This is a genomic window from Actinoallomurus acaciae (genome assembly GCF_042429965.1).
Classification (GTDB): Bacteria; Actinomycetota; Actinomycetes; order Streptosporangiales; family Streptosporangiaceae; genus Actinoallomurus; species Actinoallomurus acaciae.
In genome coordinates this window covers 1-14,914 of the sequence record NZ_JBHLZP010000184.1, presented here as the reverse complement: position 1 = coordinate 14,914, position 14,914 = coordinate 1, and the positions used below count along the sequence as shown (strand labels likewise).

Annotated in this window: 14 protein-coding genes; 8 read left to right on the top strand and 6 right to left on the bottom strand. The window is 71.9% G+C overall.

Features of this window, described 5'->3' with window-relative positions:
- The 4 genes from ACFFNX_RS23745 to ACFFNX_RS23730 all read right to left on the bottom strand — a co-directional run.
- A partial coding sequence (locus tag ACFFNX_RS23745) for a PIG-L family deacetylase (RefSeq protein ID WP_378206238.1) occupies nucleotides 1-214 on the bottom strand: 214 nt, incomplete at its 3' end.
- On the bottom strand, nucleotides 211-1,041 hold the full coding sequence (locus tag ACFFNX_RS23740) for a carbohydrate ABC transporter permease (protein ID WP_378206234.1): 831 nt from the start codon (nucleotides 1,039-1,041) through the stop codon (nucleotides 211-213). The genes ACFFNX_RS23745 and ACFFNX_RS23740, both read right to left, overlap by 4 nt.
- Nucleotides 1,038-2,030, bottom strand: coding sequence for a carbohydrate ABC transporter permease (locus tag ACFFNX_RS23735; protein ID WP_378206231.1), 993 nt, complete (start codon nucleotides 2,028-2,030; stop codon nucleotides 1,038-1,040). Before ACFFNX_RS23735 ends, ACFFNX_RS23740 begins: the two co-directional genes overlap by 4 nt.
- On the bottom strand, nucleotides 2,030-3,193 hold the full coding sequence (locus ACFFNX_RS23730; protein ID WP_378206228.1) for an extracellular solute-binding protein: 1,164 nt from the start codon (nucleotides 3,191-3,193) through the stop codon (nucleotides 2,030-2,032). Before ACFFNX_RS23730 ends, ACFFNX_RS23735 begins: the two co-directional genes overlap by 1 nt.
- 524 nt (nucleotides 3,194-3,717) lie before the next feature.
- On the opposite strand from ACFFNX_RS23730, the gene ACFFNX_RS23725 reads away from it, so the two are divergent.
- Complete coding sequence (locus tag ACFFNX_RS23725) at nucleotides 3,718-4,530, top strand: tetratricopeptide repeat protein (RefSeq protein WP_378206225.1); 813 nt, start codon at nucleotides 3,718-3,720, stop codon at nucleotides 4,528-4,530.
- 60 nt (nucleotides 4,531-4,590) lie between these two features.
- Here the strand turns inward: ACFFNX_RS23725 and ACFFNX_RS23720 are convergent, their stop codons facing one another.
- Together ACFFNX_RS23720 and ACFFNX_RS23715 are read right to left on the bottom strand one after the other, a co-directional pair.
- A complete protein-coding gene (locus tag ACFFNX_RS23720) occupies nucleotides 4,591-5,613 on the bottom strand; it encodes a FecCD family ABC transporter permease (protein ID WP_378206241.1) in 1,023 nt (340 codons plus the stop codon).
- A 2-nt stretch (nucleotides 5,614-5,615) separates the two neighbouring features.
- Nucleotides 5,616-6,665, bottom strand: coding sequence for a FecCD family ABC transporter permease (locus ACFFNX_RS23715; protein ID WP_378206222.1), 1,050 nt, complete (start codon nucleotides 6,663-6,665; stop codon nucleotides 5,616-5,618).
- Nucleotides 6,666-6,874: 209 nt separating this feature from the next.
- Here ACFFNX_RS23715 and ACFFNX_RS23710 point away from each other — a divergent pair, with 209 nt between their 5' ends.
- From ACFFNX_RS23710 to ACFFNX_RS23680, 7 genes are all read left to right on the top strand, one after another.
- On the top strand, nucleotides 6,875-7,627 hold the full coding sequence (locus ACFFNX_RS23710) for a siderophore-interacting protein (protein ID WP_378206219.1): 753 nt from the start codon (nucleotides 6,875-6,877) through the stop codon (nucleotides 7,625-7,627).
- A complete protein-coding gene (locus ACFFNX_RS23705; RefSeq protein ID WP_378206216.1) occupies nucleotides 7,624-8,607 on the top strand; it encodes an iron-siderophore ABC transporter substrate-binding protein in 984 nt (327 codons plus the stop codon). The genes ACFFNX_RS23710 and ACFFNX_RS23705 overlap by 4 nt, the downstream gene beginning before the upstream one ends.
- 153 nt (nucleotides 8,608-8,760) lie before the next feature.
- Nucleotides 8,761-10,515 (top strand): ABC transporter ATP-binding protein, encoded by a 1,755-nt coding sequence (locus ACFFNX_RS23700; protein ID WP_378206212.1) that lies wholly within the window; start codon nucleotides 8,761-8,763, stop codon nucleotides 10,513-10,515.
- On the top strand, nucleotides 10,512-12,293 hold the full coding sequence (locus ACFFNX_RS23695) for an ABC transporter ATP-binding protein (RefSeq protein ID WP_378206209.1): 1,782 nt from the start codon (nucleotides 10,512-10,514) through the stop codon (nucleotides 12,291-12,293). The genes ACFFNX_RS23700 and ACFFNX_RS23695 overlap by 4 nt, the downstream gene beginning before the upstream one ends.
- On the top strand, nucleotides 12,290-13,270 hold the full coding sequence (locus ACFFNX_RS23690) for an ATP-binding cassette domain-containing protein (protein WP_378206206.1): 981 nt from the start codon (nucleotides 12,290-12,292) through the stop codon (nucleotides 13,268-13,270). The genes ACFFNX_RS23695 and ACFFNX_RS23690 overlap by 4 nt, the downstream gene beginning before the upstream one ends.
- On the top strand, nucleotides 13,267-14,016 hold the full coding sequence (locus tag ACFFNX_RS23685; RefSeq protein ID WP_378206203.1) for an ABC transporter permease: 750 nt from the start codon (nucleotides 13,267-13,269) through the stop codon (nucleotides 14,014-14,016). Before ACFFNX_RS23690 ends, ACFFNX_RS23685 begins: the two co-directional genes overlap by 4 nt.
- The gene (locus tag ACFFNX_RS23680) at nucleotides 14,016-14,798 is read left to right on the top strand and encodes an ABC transporter permease (protein ID WP_378206200.1); all 783 of its coding nucleotides are present in this window, start codon (nucleotides 14,016-14,018) and stop codon (nucleotides 14,796-14,798) included. Before ACFFNX_RS23685 ends, ACFFNX_RS23680 begins: the two co-directional genes overlap by 1 nt.
- Nucleotides 14,799-14,914: the final 116 nt, after the last annotated feature.

The window sequence follows — 14,914 nt, the reverse complement described above, 5'->3', positions numbered from 1 at the left end:
CGGCGGCGGCCTCGGCGCGCTTCTGCTCGGCGTACTCGGCGGGCGCCAGGCGGGTGTGGCCCTGCTCGCCGAGGCTCAGGTGGACCAGGGTGGCGCGTCCTCCGGCCCCGGCCACCGCGGCGGCCAGCGGACCGGCGATGACCTCCGCGTCGAACGCGTGCGCGCCGACGACGAGGAGCGAGCCGATGCCCCCGGGGTCCTCGGCCACGCTCATCGGACCGCCCCCTCACCCATCGCCTGCTGGACCTGCCGTGACGCGGCCAGGTACAGGAACACCAGCGGGATCATCGACATCGCCAGGCCGGCGAAGAGCATCCCCCAGTCGGTGTTGTACTGACCGACGAAGCCCGCGATGGCCAGCGGCAGCGTCTTCTTGCCCTCGTCGAAGGTGAACAGCAGCGGGAAGTAGAAGTCGTTCCACACCGCGATGCCGGTGAAGACCGCGACCACGCCGACCGCCGGGCGCATCTGCGGCAGGATCACCCGGAACAGCACCCGCCATTCGGCCGCACCGTCCATCCGCGCCGCCTCTTCCAGCTCGCGCGGGATGACCCGCATGAAGTTGGCGAAGATCAGCATGCCGAACGGGATCCGCATGGCGGTGAAGACCAGGACGAGACCGAGCCGGCTGTCCAGCAGGCCCAGCGACTTGAGCAGGTTGAACATCTCGACCGAGGCGAGCCGCGCGGGCACCATGATGCCGACCAGGAACACGCCGAGCAGCGCGTTGCCCCACCACAGCCGGTACCGGCTCAGCGGGTACGCCGCCAGCAGGCAGACGGTGATGGTGATCAGCACCGCGCCGACGCTGACGACCAGGCTGTTGACGAAGTAGCGCGCGAAGTCTGCCTGCGCCCAGGCGTGGCGGAAGTTCGCCAGGCTCCAGGAGCCGGGCGGCGTCAGCGGATGCGCGTAGATCTGCTGGGTGGTCTTGAAACACGACACCAGGAGCAGGTAGATGGGCAACAGCACCAGCAGTGCCCAGCCGAGCAGCATCGCCCAGCCCGGCAGCCGTTTCGCCCGATACGCCAGGGCGGTCATGAGATCGCCTTCCGGTCGAAGAACCGCAGGATCAGCACGGAGCACACCGCGAGGAACACGAACAGCAGGCCGCCGAGCGCCAGGGCCAGCCCGATGTCGGTGATGCCGCTGCTGCCGACCGCGCCGAAGGCCAGCCGGTAGAACTGCGTCACCAGCACGTCGGTGGAACGTGACGGGTCCCCGCCGACGCCCTCCATCACGTACACCGTGTCGAACTGGTTGAAGGCGTTGATGACGGTGAGCGTGGTCAGCGAGGCCACCGCCGGGAGCAGCGAGGGGATCGCGATGCTGCGCAGCATCCGGCCCGCGCGCGCCCCGTCCAGCGCGGCCGCCTCGAAGATCTCGGCGGGCATCGCGTTGAGCGCGCCCGCGAAGACCAGGATCGGCAGGCCGATCCAGTTCCAGGCGTCGACCGCGATGAGGATCCACAGCGCCTTGTGCGGGTCGCCCAGCCAGGTCAGCTTGCCCGTGCTCAGCCCCAGCGAGTGCAGGATCGCCTGGCCCGGCCCGTCGGGCATCAGGATGAGCCGCCACAGCGCCCCGACGAGGACCGGGCTCAGCAGGGCCGGAAAGAAGAACACCGACTGGAAGAACCGGTAGCGCCGGCCCCGCAGGAACAGCAGCCAGGCGATCAGCAGGCCCAGTGCGGTCTGCAGCACCATGATCCCGGCGAACCACAGGCAGTTGTGCCAGAACGCGCTCGCCACCGCGCCGCGCTGCGCCCCCGAGAGCAGACGGCGGAAGTTGCCGAGCCCGACGAACCCGCCGCGCTGCACGCCGATCCACGCGTACAGGCTGCCGAACAGCGACGCCAGCAGCGGGTACAGCACGAACACGCCGTACAGCAGCAGCGCCGGCAGGGCGAACAGCAGGCCGGTCGTGTGCAGGCGGAGCCGGGCCCGCCGCCTCCGCGCCACGGCGGCCGGCCGTGGCGCGGGGACGCGCGAATCGCTCGCGGGCCCGGTCTCGGTCTCTGTGGTGGGGCTCATCACGGCGTCGGCTTGAACCAGGCGCTCACGCCCTTGTCCATCTCGGCCGCCAGTGCCTGCGGGGTCTTGCGGCCGGTGACCACGTCGACGATGCCCGCCTGCAGGATGGAGGAGGCGGTCGGCGTCTGCCAGCGGAACCCGACGAGCGTCACGTACGGCATGCTGTGCGCCTGCATGGCGACCATCTCCTTGAGCACCGGGTCGCTCGGCGTGACGCCGTCACGGGCGGGCGGCCAGCCGAGCCGGTCGGCGAACTCCTTGGCGAAGTCGGCCGAGCCGATGAACCGCAGCACCTTCAGCGCGGCGGTCTCGTGCTTGCTCGTGGAGACCAGCCCGTACGAACCGTCGGAGAAGCTGGAGGTGTACGCCGTGCCACCGGCCTGGTCCGGCGGGAACGGGAAGATGGAGAACTTCAGGTTCGGGTTCTGCGCCTTGAAGCTGCCGTTCTCGTACGAGCCGCCGAAGAACATCGCGGCCTTGCCGGTGACGAACTGCTGCACCGCCGCGGTGTAGTCGGTGCCCGAGAAGCCGTCCTCGTAGTACGGCGCCAGGTCCTTCACCCGCTGGAGCACCTTGACGAAGCGCGGGTCGGTGAATTTCGCCTTCCCGGTCATCATCTCCTGGTAGAAGTCAGGACCGTAGATGCCGGGCCCCATGACACCGGTATTGATCTCCATGGCCCACCCGGTGCCGTCCGCACCGCCCGCGGCGATCGGCGTGACACCGGCCGCCTTGAGCTTCTGGCAGTCCTTGAGGAACTCCGCGTACGTCTTCGGGACCGAGAGCCCCGCCTTGGCGAACAGGGCCTTGTTGTAGTAGACGCCCATGTTCACCGTGGAGTACGGGACGCCGTAGTACTTCCCGTCCTTCTTGGCCTTGGCGCCCTCCAGAGCGGACGGGCTGAGCTGCTTCAGCTCGGGCACCTTGTCATCGAGCGGCTTGAGGTAGCCGGCGTTGACCAGCGGCTGGAGCTCGCCGTACGCCTTGAGCTGCGCGATGTCCGGCCCCTTGCCGCCGCGCAGGGCGACGCCCAGGCGGTTCTGATAGTCGGCGTCGGGGATGAAGTTGAGCTTCACCTTCACGCCCGGGTTCTTCGCCTCGAAGCCGGCGAAGATCTGCTGCATGGCGGCCTTGTCGTCCGTCCGCCAGGTCCAAAGACTCACCGTGTCGCCGCCAGACCCGCTGCCACCCGATCCTCCACAGGCGACTCCGGCGAGGGTGACGAAGGACAGTGGCAGCGCCAAACGGAGCAGGGACGAGAGGCGACGCCTCCCACCAGGAACAGATGCCATGTGCGCTCCTTCAAAGTCGTTAGGTTGTTATAACGTTTCCGCCTCCCGGGCGCAATACCTCGCAGAACACTCGACCGGCGGCGACGTCCGCCCGGGCGCGGGTGCCCGGGAGTCCATGACGCGACGGTCCGGCGACGCACTCCCGGACCGCACTCGCTCGTGGCACTTGCGGACCGCGTCACGACGTCATGGGCGCCCTGGACGGGATCGCTTCTTCACGCGCCGAATCCATACCTCTACGGCGAAATCGGGTCCCCACCGAACGCGGAGGTGTTCCGGCCCGAACGGCATTTTCACGGTGACATCAGCGCATCTGCCCGCAGCCACAAGGCACGGCGGTGTGACATGGTTCGACCAGAACGCTCTTCCCGGTTCCCATTCGAGAAAGGCGCGTCGTGGTGGATCCAGATGACGCCGTCAACGATCCAGATCGGGCCCGTGAGGTATACGGACGGCTGATGGCGACCGGTGACGAGGACGAGGTGGCCGAGGCCGGCTTCCTGCTCGCCGCTCTGGAGAGGAACCTCGGCCGGACGGCGGAGGCGCGTACGGCCTTCGAGCGCGCCATCGCCACCGGGCACGCCGAGGTGGCTCCCAAGGCATGGGGCAACCTCGCGGTCCTCGAGGCGATGGACGGGCGGGTCGAGGCGGCGCGTGCCGCCTTTCGGGAGGCGATCGCCAGCGCTCACCCCGAGCATGCTCCACAGGCGATGTTCAACCTCGGGCTGTTCGAGCGCAGGCAGGGCAACGTGCGTGCGGCCCGTGAGCTCTACCGGCAGGTGATCGCCACCGGGCATCACGAGCACGCGCGCAAAGCCCTGCTCAACCTCGGCAACCTGGAAGCCGAGCAGGGCAGCACGGCCGAGGCCCGCGACCTCTACCAGCGAGCCCTGGCCACCGGCCACTCCGACACCCAGACGCGGGCCCGCCAGGGACTGCGGCGGCTCGACCATGCCGCGCAGCGCTACTTCCGCGACGTCCCGCCCTACGCCGGCCCGGACCCGGAGGTCATCCGGCGAAGGCTCTACCTCGACCCCGACGAGATCGAGGACGCGAACTGGGTCACCGGCCACCGCCCCGCCTACGGGAACGGGGAGATCGAGATCTCGACCCGGGACGGCGAGACGCACGTCGTGTTCCTGGACCGGCGAGAGCCGGACGACTTCCACGCGTACATGTACCTCAAGAGCCGCTTCGGCCTGGAGTGAACCCGGTCTCGGGGGCCGACCCGGCCAGGCCGGCCCCCGATCGGGCGCTTCCTTCGCGCGTCACCGTCCGGCGCGCAGCTCACGGGCGAGCAGCCATGCCAGGTACGCTCCGCCGGTCGCGCCGGACACCACGCCGACCGGCAGCCCTCCGGGGAAGACGCGCTCCGCGGCGATGTCTCCGGCCACGGTCAGCAGCGCGCCCGTCAGCGCGGCCGGCAGCACGCCGGGTCCGGATGCCCCGGTCAGCCGCCGGGCGACCTGGGGTGCGGCGAGCGCGACGAAGCTGATCGGACCGGCGGTCGCGGTGGCCAGACCCACCAGCGCCACGCCGAGCAGGGCGAGCACCAGACGCGTCGTCTCCACCCACAGACCGAGCCCGCGGGCGGTGTCATCGCCCATCTCCAGCATGGGCAGCCACCTTGCCGCCGCCAGCGCGAGCGGGAGGAGAACGGCGAGGGCCGCGGCCGCGGGAAAGAACTCCGTCCAGCCTCGCCCGTTCAGGCTGCCGACCAGCCAGACCTGTGCGACCTGCGCGTCCTCCAGCCGCGCGCGGGTCAGCAGATAGCCGGTGGCCGCGTGCAGCAGGGCACCGACCCCGATGCCGACCAGGATCATGCGGTATCCCTGGACGCCCCGCCGGAACGCCAGGAGGTACACCAGGGCGGCGGTGCCCAGCCCACCGGCGAGCGCGCCGGCCGCGGTCATACCGATCCCGGCGTGCACCACCGTGATCGCCAGCACCGCGCCCGTGGACGAGCCGGAGGTGAGGCCTATGACGTCCGGGCTGCCCAGGGGGTTGCGGGTCAGGCTCTGGAAGACCGCGCCGCTGGCGCCGAGCGCGAGGCCGACCACGGCGGCGCACAGCAGCCGGGGCGCGCGGAGCGTGTAGAGCAGGAACTCATCGCTGCGGCTGCCGTGGCCGGTGAGCGTCCGGAGCGCCTCGGCCGGTGTCATGTCGCCGTACAGGAAGGTTCCGGCCAGGCCGGCGAGGACGGTGAGGGCGACCAGCGCCGAGGTGACGGTCAGGGATCGGCGCCGGATCCGGAAGGAGATCTCCACGCCGCGCGGGCGTACCGTGAACATGGTCACGCTTGCACGATCCTCCGCTGCCGGACCAGTGCGATGAAGACGGGCGCACCGATGATCACCGCGACCAGGCCGACCTGGAGCTCGCCGGGGCGCACCACCACGCGTCCGAGGACGTCGGCGACGAGCAGCAGCACCGGCGCGAGGACGATCGAGTACGGCAGCAGCCACCGCTGGTCCGGGCCGGTGATGAGGCGGGCGATGTGCGGCACGGCGAGGCCGACGAACCAGATCGGCCCGGCGGCGGCGGTCGCCGTCCCGCACAGCAGGGTGATCGCGATCGCGGCGAGCGCCCGTGTCCGGCCGAGGCGTATGCCGAGCGCGCGGCCGGTCTCCTCGCCGAGGGCGACGGCGTTGAGCTGCCGGCCGAGCCCGAGGGCCAGCAGCAGGCCCACGACGGTGAAGGGCAGCAGCGGGTAGAGCACATTCGCCCCTCGGCCGGCGAGGGAGCCGATCTCCCAGAACCGGTACCGGTCGAACACGTCGGGCCGCAGCAGCACCATCGCCTGGATGAACGCGGTCAGCACCGCGGTCAGCGCGGTTCCCGCGAGGGCGAGCCGCACCGGGTCGGCCCGGCGGCCGGCCGAGCCGAGCAGGTGGACGGCCAGAGCGGCGAGGGCGGCACCGGCGAGGGCGAACCAGACGTACTCGATGGGCGCGGTCAGCCCCGCGAGGCCCATCGCGGCGACCACCGCCGCCGAGGCGCCGGAGTTGATCCCGAGCACGCCCGGGTCGGCCAGGGGGTTGCGGGTGATGGCCTGCATCAGCGCCCCGGCACCGCCGAGGCCGGCACCGGCCATGACGCCGATCAGCGTGCGGGGGATCCGGAGACCGCGGACGATCTGTTCGTCGTCGGTGCCGTGGTAATGGAACAGGGCGTCCCACACGGTGGACAGCGGAATGTTCTTGGCTCCGACCGCGAACCCGGCCATGGTGGCGGCCACGAGCGCCGCCAGCGCCACGACCAGCCCGAAGATACGGATCGCGGCGCCGCGCCGGGGGCCACGTGACCCGCGTGCGGCCGGCGCACGGCCGAGGGTCGTCGTCAACTGCCACTCCTCCCGGCGCGCCGCGACGCGGATCACCACCAGACGGGCTGGATCTTTGCCCAGAATTAGGTAAGGCTAACCTGCATTAGGCAAGCCTAACTTATAACCGGCCCTTATCTGGAGAGCGCCTTTATGACGATGCCTGTGAGACCTCGATGAGCCGCCGTCCGGCCCGACCACCCGGACTCACCACGCGCTCCGGTCGCCCGATGCGACTCTTTCACGTTCGCGTGACGGCCCGCGTGCCGATCGCGCCGCGGATGCTCCGCGTCTCGCTGGCCGGAGACGACCTGGCCGACTTCGTCGGAGACGGCCCCGACCAACGCGTGAAGCTGCTGCTTCCCCGCGAGGGCCAGGACCGCCCGCAGGTCACGTACGGCATGACGCCCGCCGACCTCCTCGCGCTTCCCGAGGAGGTACGCCCGGTGATGCGCACGTACACGATCCGGCGACACCGTCCCCGGAGCGGCGAGGTCGACATCGACTTCGCCGTGCACGACGGCCCCGGTCCGGCGACCCGGTGGGCGGTCGGCGCCCAGCCCGGCGACCGCGCCGCGCTGTACGGGCCGATCTCGGCGTACTCGCCGACGCCCGGCACCGACTGGCAACTGCTCGCGGGGGACAAGACCGCCCTGCCGGCGATCTGCGCGATCGTCGAGTCGCTGCCGCCGGACACTCCGGCCCGCGTGTTCGCCGAGGTCGACGACCTCGAGTGCTCCGGCCTGCTTCGCGACGGCGAGCGGACCCAGGTCACCTGGTGCCGCCGCGCCGCCGGGGAACGGCTGCTGGCGAGCATTCGCGCGGCCGACCTCCCGCGCGGGCGGCCTTACGCCTGGGTCGCGGGCGAACGGTCCCAGGTGGCCGACGTACGCCGCCATCTCGTCGAGGAACGCGGCATCGACCGCGACGACGTCTATTTCTCTGGATACTGGCGCATCGGAAAGGCAGAAGGCCAGGCATGAAGAAGAACATCAGATGGGCGATTCTGCTGGTCGCCGCCCTCTCCCTCGCGGCCGGCTGCACGAACAGCGCGAACACCGACACCGCGAAGGCCGCGGATAAGGGCTTTCCGGTCAGCGTCAGCGGCAAACTCGGCACCGCGACCATCACGCACCGGCCGAAGCGCGTCGTGGCGCTGTCCTGGACCGACGCCGACATCGCCCTCTCGCTCGGCGTCACACCGATCGCCATGCAGAAGATCCCGGTCGTCGCGGGCGGCGTCGAACCGTGGACGAAGCAGTGGCTGAAGGGCGCCACCCCCACGCTGCTGGACACCTCCAAGGGCGACCCCATCGACAAGATCGTCGCCTTGAAACCGGACCTGATCCTGGCGACCAAGGACTACGCGCTCCAGCAGAGCTATCCGCAGCTGTCGAAGTTCGCGCCCGTCGTGAGCTACGTCAACGGCCCCAACCTCGACACCTGGCAGGACGCGACGCGCACCATCGCCAAGGCGCTCGGCGTCCCCGACCGCGCATCCGGGGTCATCTCGAAGACGGAGAGCCAGATCAGCCAGACCAAGGCCGCGCACCCGGAGCTGAACGGGAAGACCTACACCTTCCTCATCTCCCCCAATGACAGCGGCATCTGGGCGATCAACACGACCAAGGACGTCTCCGCGCAGTTCATGGCCTCACTCGGCCTGAGCCTGACCCCCACGGTCACGAAGATGCCGACGAGTTCGACGCCCGGCCGCGCGTTCATCAGCTTCGAGAATCTCGACAAGGCCGACGCCGACATCATCATCCTCACCGGGCCGCCCGGAACGCCCGCGAAGATGAAGGCCATCCCCGGCTTCCGCCACCTCAAGGCGATCACCAAGAACGCGTACGTCCCGCTGGACCTGGTCCCCGCCGAGGCCATCGGCTTCCCCTCGGCGCCGAGCCTGGACTGGGCGCTGAAAAACCTGATCCCCGACCTCTCCCAGGCCGCCAAGCGGTGAGCGTGGGGGGAGGCGGGCCGTTTCCTGACCGCCCGCCTCCCCCGGCACGCCCGCCAGGATCACCCGGTCACGCCTTAGGTTAGGGTTACCTTGCCTATTTGCGACAGTACGTTGTAAATTGCGGCCCACCTGTTCCGCCGTCGGGGGGAGACCATGAGATCCACGCAAGACGCTTCGCGTCGCAAGGCGTTCCGCGAGCTGACCCGTCCGGTCCGCGGAGCGCTCCGCCTCGCGACCGTGCTGCAGGCGGTCGCGGCCGTCATGGTCCTGATCCCCTTCGCCGCCGTGTACGAGCTGGCCGAGCGTTCGATGCGCGGCTCACCCGGCAACGGCGTCTGGGTGATCGTCGGCGTGGCCGGCGGCGCCGCCGTGGCCTACTTTCTCCTCGGCGGCGCCGCCGTCACCGTCAGCCACGGCGCCGACGCCGATCTCTCGCTCACCCTGCGGCGGCGTGTCGCCGCCCACCTGCGCCGGGTCCCCCTGGGCTGGTTCACCGCCGGGACGAGCGGGTCGGTGCAGGGCGCGCTGCAGGACGACCTGGACGAGATGCACTACGCCGTGGCGCACGCGCGGCTCGACCTCGTCTCCGCCCTGGTCACGCCGCTCGCGGCGCTCGTGTGGCTGTTCACCGTGAGCTGGCAGCTCACCCTCGTCACGCTCATCCCCGTCGCCGTCTTCGTCGCCGCGCGGCGGACCGTCATGGCCCGGGCGGGCGGCGGCAGCACCGAGGTCGCCGAGGCGATGCGCGCCGTCCACGCCTCGGTCGTCGAATTCGTCCAGGGCATCTCCGTGGTGAAGATGTACGGCCGGGCCCGGCGCGCGCACCACCGGTTCACCGACGCCGTGGACGGTTACCACCGTACGTTCACCGCCCTGAACGCCCCGGTGCTCCGGCTGATCTCCCTCAGCACGGCGGTGGTCGCCCCCGTCGCCGTCCTCACCGTCGTGGTCGTCGGCGGCACGGCGCTGGTCGCCACGGATGTGATCACGCCGGTGAAGGTGCTGCCGTTCGTCCTGCTCGGGCTCGCGCTCACCGCGCCGATCCAGGCGTTCGGACAGGCGGGGAGCAGCCTGCGCGCGGCCGAGGCCGCCGCCGGGCGCGTACGCGACCTGCTGGCGACTCCCGAGCTGGCCGAGCCCGCCGCGCCTCGCGAGCCGTCCGGGCCGAGAGTCGAGTTCGACCATGTGACGTTCGCGCACACGCCCGGCCGACCGGTGCTGAGCGAGGTGGACGCCGTTCTCGAGCCCGGCACCCTGACCGCTCTGGTCGGCCCGTCCGGCGCGGGGAAGTCCACCATGGCCGGGCTCGTGGCGCGGTTCTTCGACGCCGACTCCGGCGCGGTGCGGATCGGCGGCGTGGACGTCCGCGAGATCGCCTCCGACGTGCTGTACCGCCATGTCGGGTTCGTGTTCCAGGACGCGCCGCTGCTGCGGACGACGGTGGAGGACAACATCCGGCTCGGCCGCCCCGGCGCCTCGGCCGAGGAGGTGCGCGCGGCGGCGCGCGCGGCGAACGTCGAGGATGTCCTGACGGCGCTGCCACGTGGTCTGGAGTCCGTCGTGGGCGAGGACGCGAACCTGTCCGGCGGCGAGGCACAGCGCGTGGCGATCGCCCGGCTGCTGCTCGCCGACCCGCCGGTCCTCGTGCTGGACGAGGCGACCGCCTACGCCGACCCGGACTCCGAGGCGGCGGTGCAGGACGCCCTGTCGCGGCTGTCCTCCGGACGCACCGTGCTCGTGGTCGCGCACCGGTTGGCGACCGTCGTGGGCGCCGACCAGATCCTCGTCCTCGACGGCGGCCGGATCACCGACCGCGGCCGGCACGACGAACTGCTCGCGCGAGACGGGACGTACCGGCGGCTGTGGCGAGCCCAGGGGCACCAGGAGAACCACGAGGTGGCGCGATGACGTCGAAGACCCTGCTCGGGCGGCTGTACGCGGCCGTCGGCACGGAGACGGCCCCGGCGCTGCGGCGCCAGATCGTCCGCGTGGCCGTCTACGCGGTGCTCCAGGGAGTCACGTTCGTGCTGATGGTGCCGGCGCTGCGCGCGTTGCTGCGGCACGACACCGGCACGGCGTGGGCGTGGATCGGCGTCATGACGGTGTCCGCCGCCGCGACGCTGGTCGCCCGGCACCTGCAGTCCATGGGCGGCTTCCGCGTCGGCATGGCGACCATCAACGGTCTGCACCACCGGCTCGGCGACCACCTCGCGACACTCCCGCTGGGCTGGTTCTCCGCCGACCGCACCGGGCGGCTGACGCGTCTGATCGGACAGGGCGCCAAGGACGTCAGCGGGATCATCGCCCACCTGCTCGAACCGCTGCTGACCGGGACCCTCACGCCGCTCGTCGTCGTCGCGGGCGTCTTCGTCTTCGACTGGCGGATCGGGCTGACGCTGCTGATCTGCGCGCCCGTGCTGTACGCCGTGCACCGCTGGACCACGCGTCTGGCCGAGCGCGTCGACGACCGGCTGGAGGAGACGGCGTCCGAGGCGAACGGCCGGGTCGTGGAGTTCGCCCGTGCCCAGCCCGTGCTCCGCGCGTCCGGTCCGGGCGGGCCGGGACTCGTGCTGCTCGACGACGCCCTGGAGGAGCAGGACCGGGCCACCCGCCGCCGGGCACGCGCGGACGCACCGGCACGGATGCTGTTCGGGCTGACCGTACAGCTCGGCGTGGCGGCGGCTCTGGTCACCGGGACCGCGCACCTGCTCGGCGGCGGCGACCCGGCCACGACGATCGCCACGCTCGTGCTGGTCGTACGGTTCGCCGAGCCCGTGACGGCGATCGCCGGCCTGGCCGGCACGTTCCGCTCCTCTCGTGCCGCGCTGGCCGGGGTGACCGGCGTGCTCGACGCCCGCCCCCTCCCCGAGCCGGACCGTACGGCCGAGGAGGCACCCGCGCGGACGCCCGGGTCCGCCGTCGCGGTGGAGTTGCGCGACGTGAGCTTCGGCTACGCGCCGGACCGTACGGTGCTGGACGGCGTGACCTTCACCGCCGAGGCGGGCACCACGGTCGCGCTGGTCGGCGCCTCCGGCTCCGGCAAGACGACGGTGACCCGCCTCGTGGCGCGGTTCTTCGACGTCGGCTCCGGGTCGGTACACATCGGCGGCGACGACGTACGCGACCTCACCACCGACGAGCTGGCCGGGATGCTGGCGATGGTCTTCCAGGACGTCTACCTGTTCGACGGCACGATCCGGGAGAACATCCGGGTCGCCCGGCCCGATGCCGGAGAGGAGGAGGTCGAGCGCGTCGCACGGCTGGCGCGCGTGGACGACATCGTCACGCGGCTGCCGGACGGCTGGGACACCCGCGTCGGGGAGGGCGGTGCCGCGCTGTCCGGCGGTGAGCGCCAGCGCGTGTCGCTGGCCCGCGCGCTGCTCAAGGACGCCCCGGTGGTGCTGCTGGACGAGGCGACCGCGTCCCTGGACGCAGAGAACCAGGCCGCGATCCAGCGGGCGCTGGCCGACCTTTCCGGGCGCAGCACACTCCTGGTGGTCGCGCACCGGCTGGAGACGATCACCACCGCCGACCGCATCGTCGTCCTCGGCGACGGGCGGGTGGCCGAGTCGGGCACGCACGAGGAGCTGATGGCCCTGAACGGCAGGTACGCCGCGTTCTGGCGCGAACGGAACCGGTCCCTCGGCTGGCGGCTCGCGACGGCGGAGGAGGTGGGCGCGTCGTGACCGCATCGGCCACGTCCCCGAGCCTGAGCCCGGCCCCCGCCGTCAGCATCGAGGACCTGCGCGTGTCGTACGGGGAGCACGCCGCCCTCGACGGGCTGTCCCTGGCGGTCGGCGCGGGCGAGATCGTCGGCCTGCTCGGCCCCAACGGCGCGGGCAAGACCACGACCGTGAACGTCCTGTCGACGCTGGAGCGTCCGGACTCCGGGCACGCACGCGTCGCGGGGCACGACGTGGTGCGCGAACCGGCCGCGGTGCGGCGTGTCATCGCCCTGACCGGTCAGTACGCGGCGGTCGACGAGGCACTGACCGGGCGGGAGAACCTCGTGCTCTTCGGGCGCCTCCTCGGCCTGCGCAAGGCCGCGGCGCGGGCACGGGCGGACGAGCTGCTGACCGCCTTCGGCCTGGACGACGCCGCGGACCGGCGCACCGCGACGTACTCCGGCGGCATGCGCAGGCGGCTCGACCTGGCCGCCGGGCTGGTGCGCGACCCGTCGGTCGTGTTCCTCGACGAGCCGACCACCGGCCTGGACCCGCGCAGCCGCCTGGCGCTGTGGGAGGCCGTACGCGACCTGCGCAAACGCGGTGTCGCGGTGCTGCTGACCACGCAGTATCTGGAGGAGGCGGACCGGCTCGCCGACCGGATCGTGGTGATCGACCACGGGCGGGTGATCGCGACCGGCGCCCCGGAGGAGCTGAAGCGGCAGGTGGGCGGCACGTTCTGTGAGATCACCCCGGCCGATCCACAGGACGCGCCGCGGATGCTGGACGCGCTGTCCGGGCTGAGCCCGAGCCGGCGTGAGGACACGGTCGTGCTGCCCGCCCCGGATGGGCCCGGAACGCTCACCGAGGTCGTCAAGCGGGTCGAGGACGCGGGCGTGGCGATGACCGACATCGCGCTGCGCCGCCCCTCCTTGGACGAGGTGTTCTTCGCGCTGACCGGCCACCAGGCCGAAGAGCCGGCCGGGGAGCCCGGGTGAACGCCGCCTGGGTCCTGACGCTGCGCGCGGTCACCCTGCTGCGCCGCGACGTCGGGGAGGTCGGCGGCGCGATCATCGCGCCGCTGGTGTTCTTCACCGGCTTCTACGTGCCGTTGCGCGGCGTCATGGCCGAACGCGGCATCGACTACGCGCAGTGGCTTCCGCCGATCGTGGTGCTGCAAGCGATGATCTTCGTCGCGATGAGCTCCGCCGACGCGATCGCCGCTGACGTGCAGTCGGGCATGGTCCGGCGGTTCCGGTCGATGCCGGTGGCCCGGCTCGCGCCCGTCGCCGGGCGGCTCGGTGCGGACCTGTGCCGCGCCCTGCTCGCCCTGGCCGTGGCGGTGGCGGTCGGCCTGGCATTCGGGTTCCGGTTCCGTACGGGCATGGTGCCGGCCCTGGGGTTCGCGGCTCTGGCGGTGGGGTTCGCGCTGTGCCTGTGCGTCGGATGCGTGGCGCTCGGCCTCGCGGTCGGCAACCCGGAGCACACGGCCTCGGCGCTGCTGGTGCCGCAGCTGCTGCTGACCATGTTGTCGACCGGGTTCGCGCCGGTCACCGGGTTTCCCGGCTGGATCCGGCCGTTCGTCCGCGACCAGCCCGTGTCGCAGGCCGCCGACGCGTTGCGCGGCCTGGCCTCCGGCGGCGCGACGGCGCGCCCGGTCCTGACGACGCTGGCGTGGCTGGCCGGTCTGCTCGTGGTGTTCACGCCTCTCGCCCGCCGGACGCTCTCGAAGGGAAGGTCCTGATGGGCGAGACCGGGGCCAGGGCCGCGTTCGCACACGGCGCGCTCCAGGCGCAACGCCTGCTGCGGCGCTGGTGGCGGACGCCGACGATCTACATGCAGGCGCTGGTCTTCCCGGTCTTCCTGCTGCTGGTGTTCCGCACCGTGTTCGGCGACACGATGGCCGCCGCGTCGGGCGGTGACAGCCTGAACCGCTACGTCCCGCTCGCAGCGCTGGTCGGCACCGTCTTCGGCGGTGTCGGCATCGGCGTCTCGCTGCTGCTGGAGCGCGACTCCGGGCTGCTCGACCGGTTCCGCGCGATGCCGGTGCACCGTACCTCGCCGCTGACCGGCCGGCTGGGCGCGGAGGTCGCCCGGATGCTCGTCACCGCGCTCGTGTTCGCCGCGGTCGGGTACGCCCTCGGCTTCCGGCTCCGGCATGCGGCGCTGCTGCCGCTGTTCGCCGCGGTCCCCGTGCTCGTCGGCATCGGGTTCTCCTCGCTGGTGTGCGCCGTGGCGGTCCGCGCGCGGAACGTGTCCGCGCTGAGCGGGCTCGCGGTGCTCTTCCTCCTCATGCTGTTCTTCAGCACCGGCTTCGCACCACTGGAGTCCTACCCGCACGCCTTGCGTCCCGTCGTCCACGCCCTGCCGCTGAGCTGCGGGGTGGACACCATGCGCGGGCTGACGGGCAGCGGCGCCGTACTGGCACCGCTGCTGCGCGTCCTCGCCTGGTCCGCCGCGATGACGGCGGCGTTCGGCACCGTCGCGGTACGCGGGCTCTCCTCTCCCCGCCGCCACCGGGCCTGACCCGGCCACCGTCACGCTCGCTCCGCCGCCGGCCCCCTGCCACGGGTGCACGGGGCGCGAGGCCTGCCGGTCCCGGGCACCCGTGGCAGGAGATCGAGGCGTAATGCCCGCGCGTG

Bases quoted from the DNA above. Each gene is read 5' to 3' on its own strand.
- ACFFNX_RS23735 (WP_378206231.1), bottom strand. From the start codon at position 2,030: ATGAGCCCCACCACAGAGACCGAGACCGGGCCCGCGAGCGATTCGCGC.
- ACFFNX_RS23695 (WP_378206209.1), top strand. From the start codon at position 10,512: ATGACGTCGAAGACCCTGCTCGGGCGGCTGTACGCGGCCGTCGGCACG.
- ACFFNX_RS23680 (WP_378206200.1), top strand. From the start codon at position 14,016: ATGGGCGAGACCGGGGCCAGGGCCGCGTTCGCACACGGCGCGCTCCAG.
- ACFFNX_RS23720 (WP_378206241.1), bottom strand. From the start codon at position 5,613: ATGTTCACGGTACGCCCGCGCGGCGTGGAGATCTCCTTCCGGATCCGG.
- ACFFNX_RS23740 (WP_378206234.1), bottom strand. From the start codon at position 1,041: ATGACCGCCCTGGCGTATCGGGCGAAACGGCTGCCGGGCTGGGCGATG.
- ACFFNX_RS23705 (WP_378206216.1), top strand. From the start codon at position 7,624: ATGAAGAAGAACATCAGATGGGCGATTCTGCTGGTCGCCGCCCTCTCC.
- ACFFNX_RS23710 (WP_378206219.1), top strand. From the start codon at position 6,875: ATGCGACTCTTTCACGTTCGCGTGACGGCCCGCGTGCCGATCGCGCCG.
- ACFFNX_RS23700 (WP_378206212.1), top strand. From the start codon at position 8,761: ATGAGATCCACGCAAGACGCTTCGCGTCGCAAGGCGTTCCGCGAGCTG.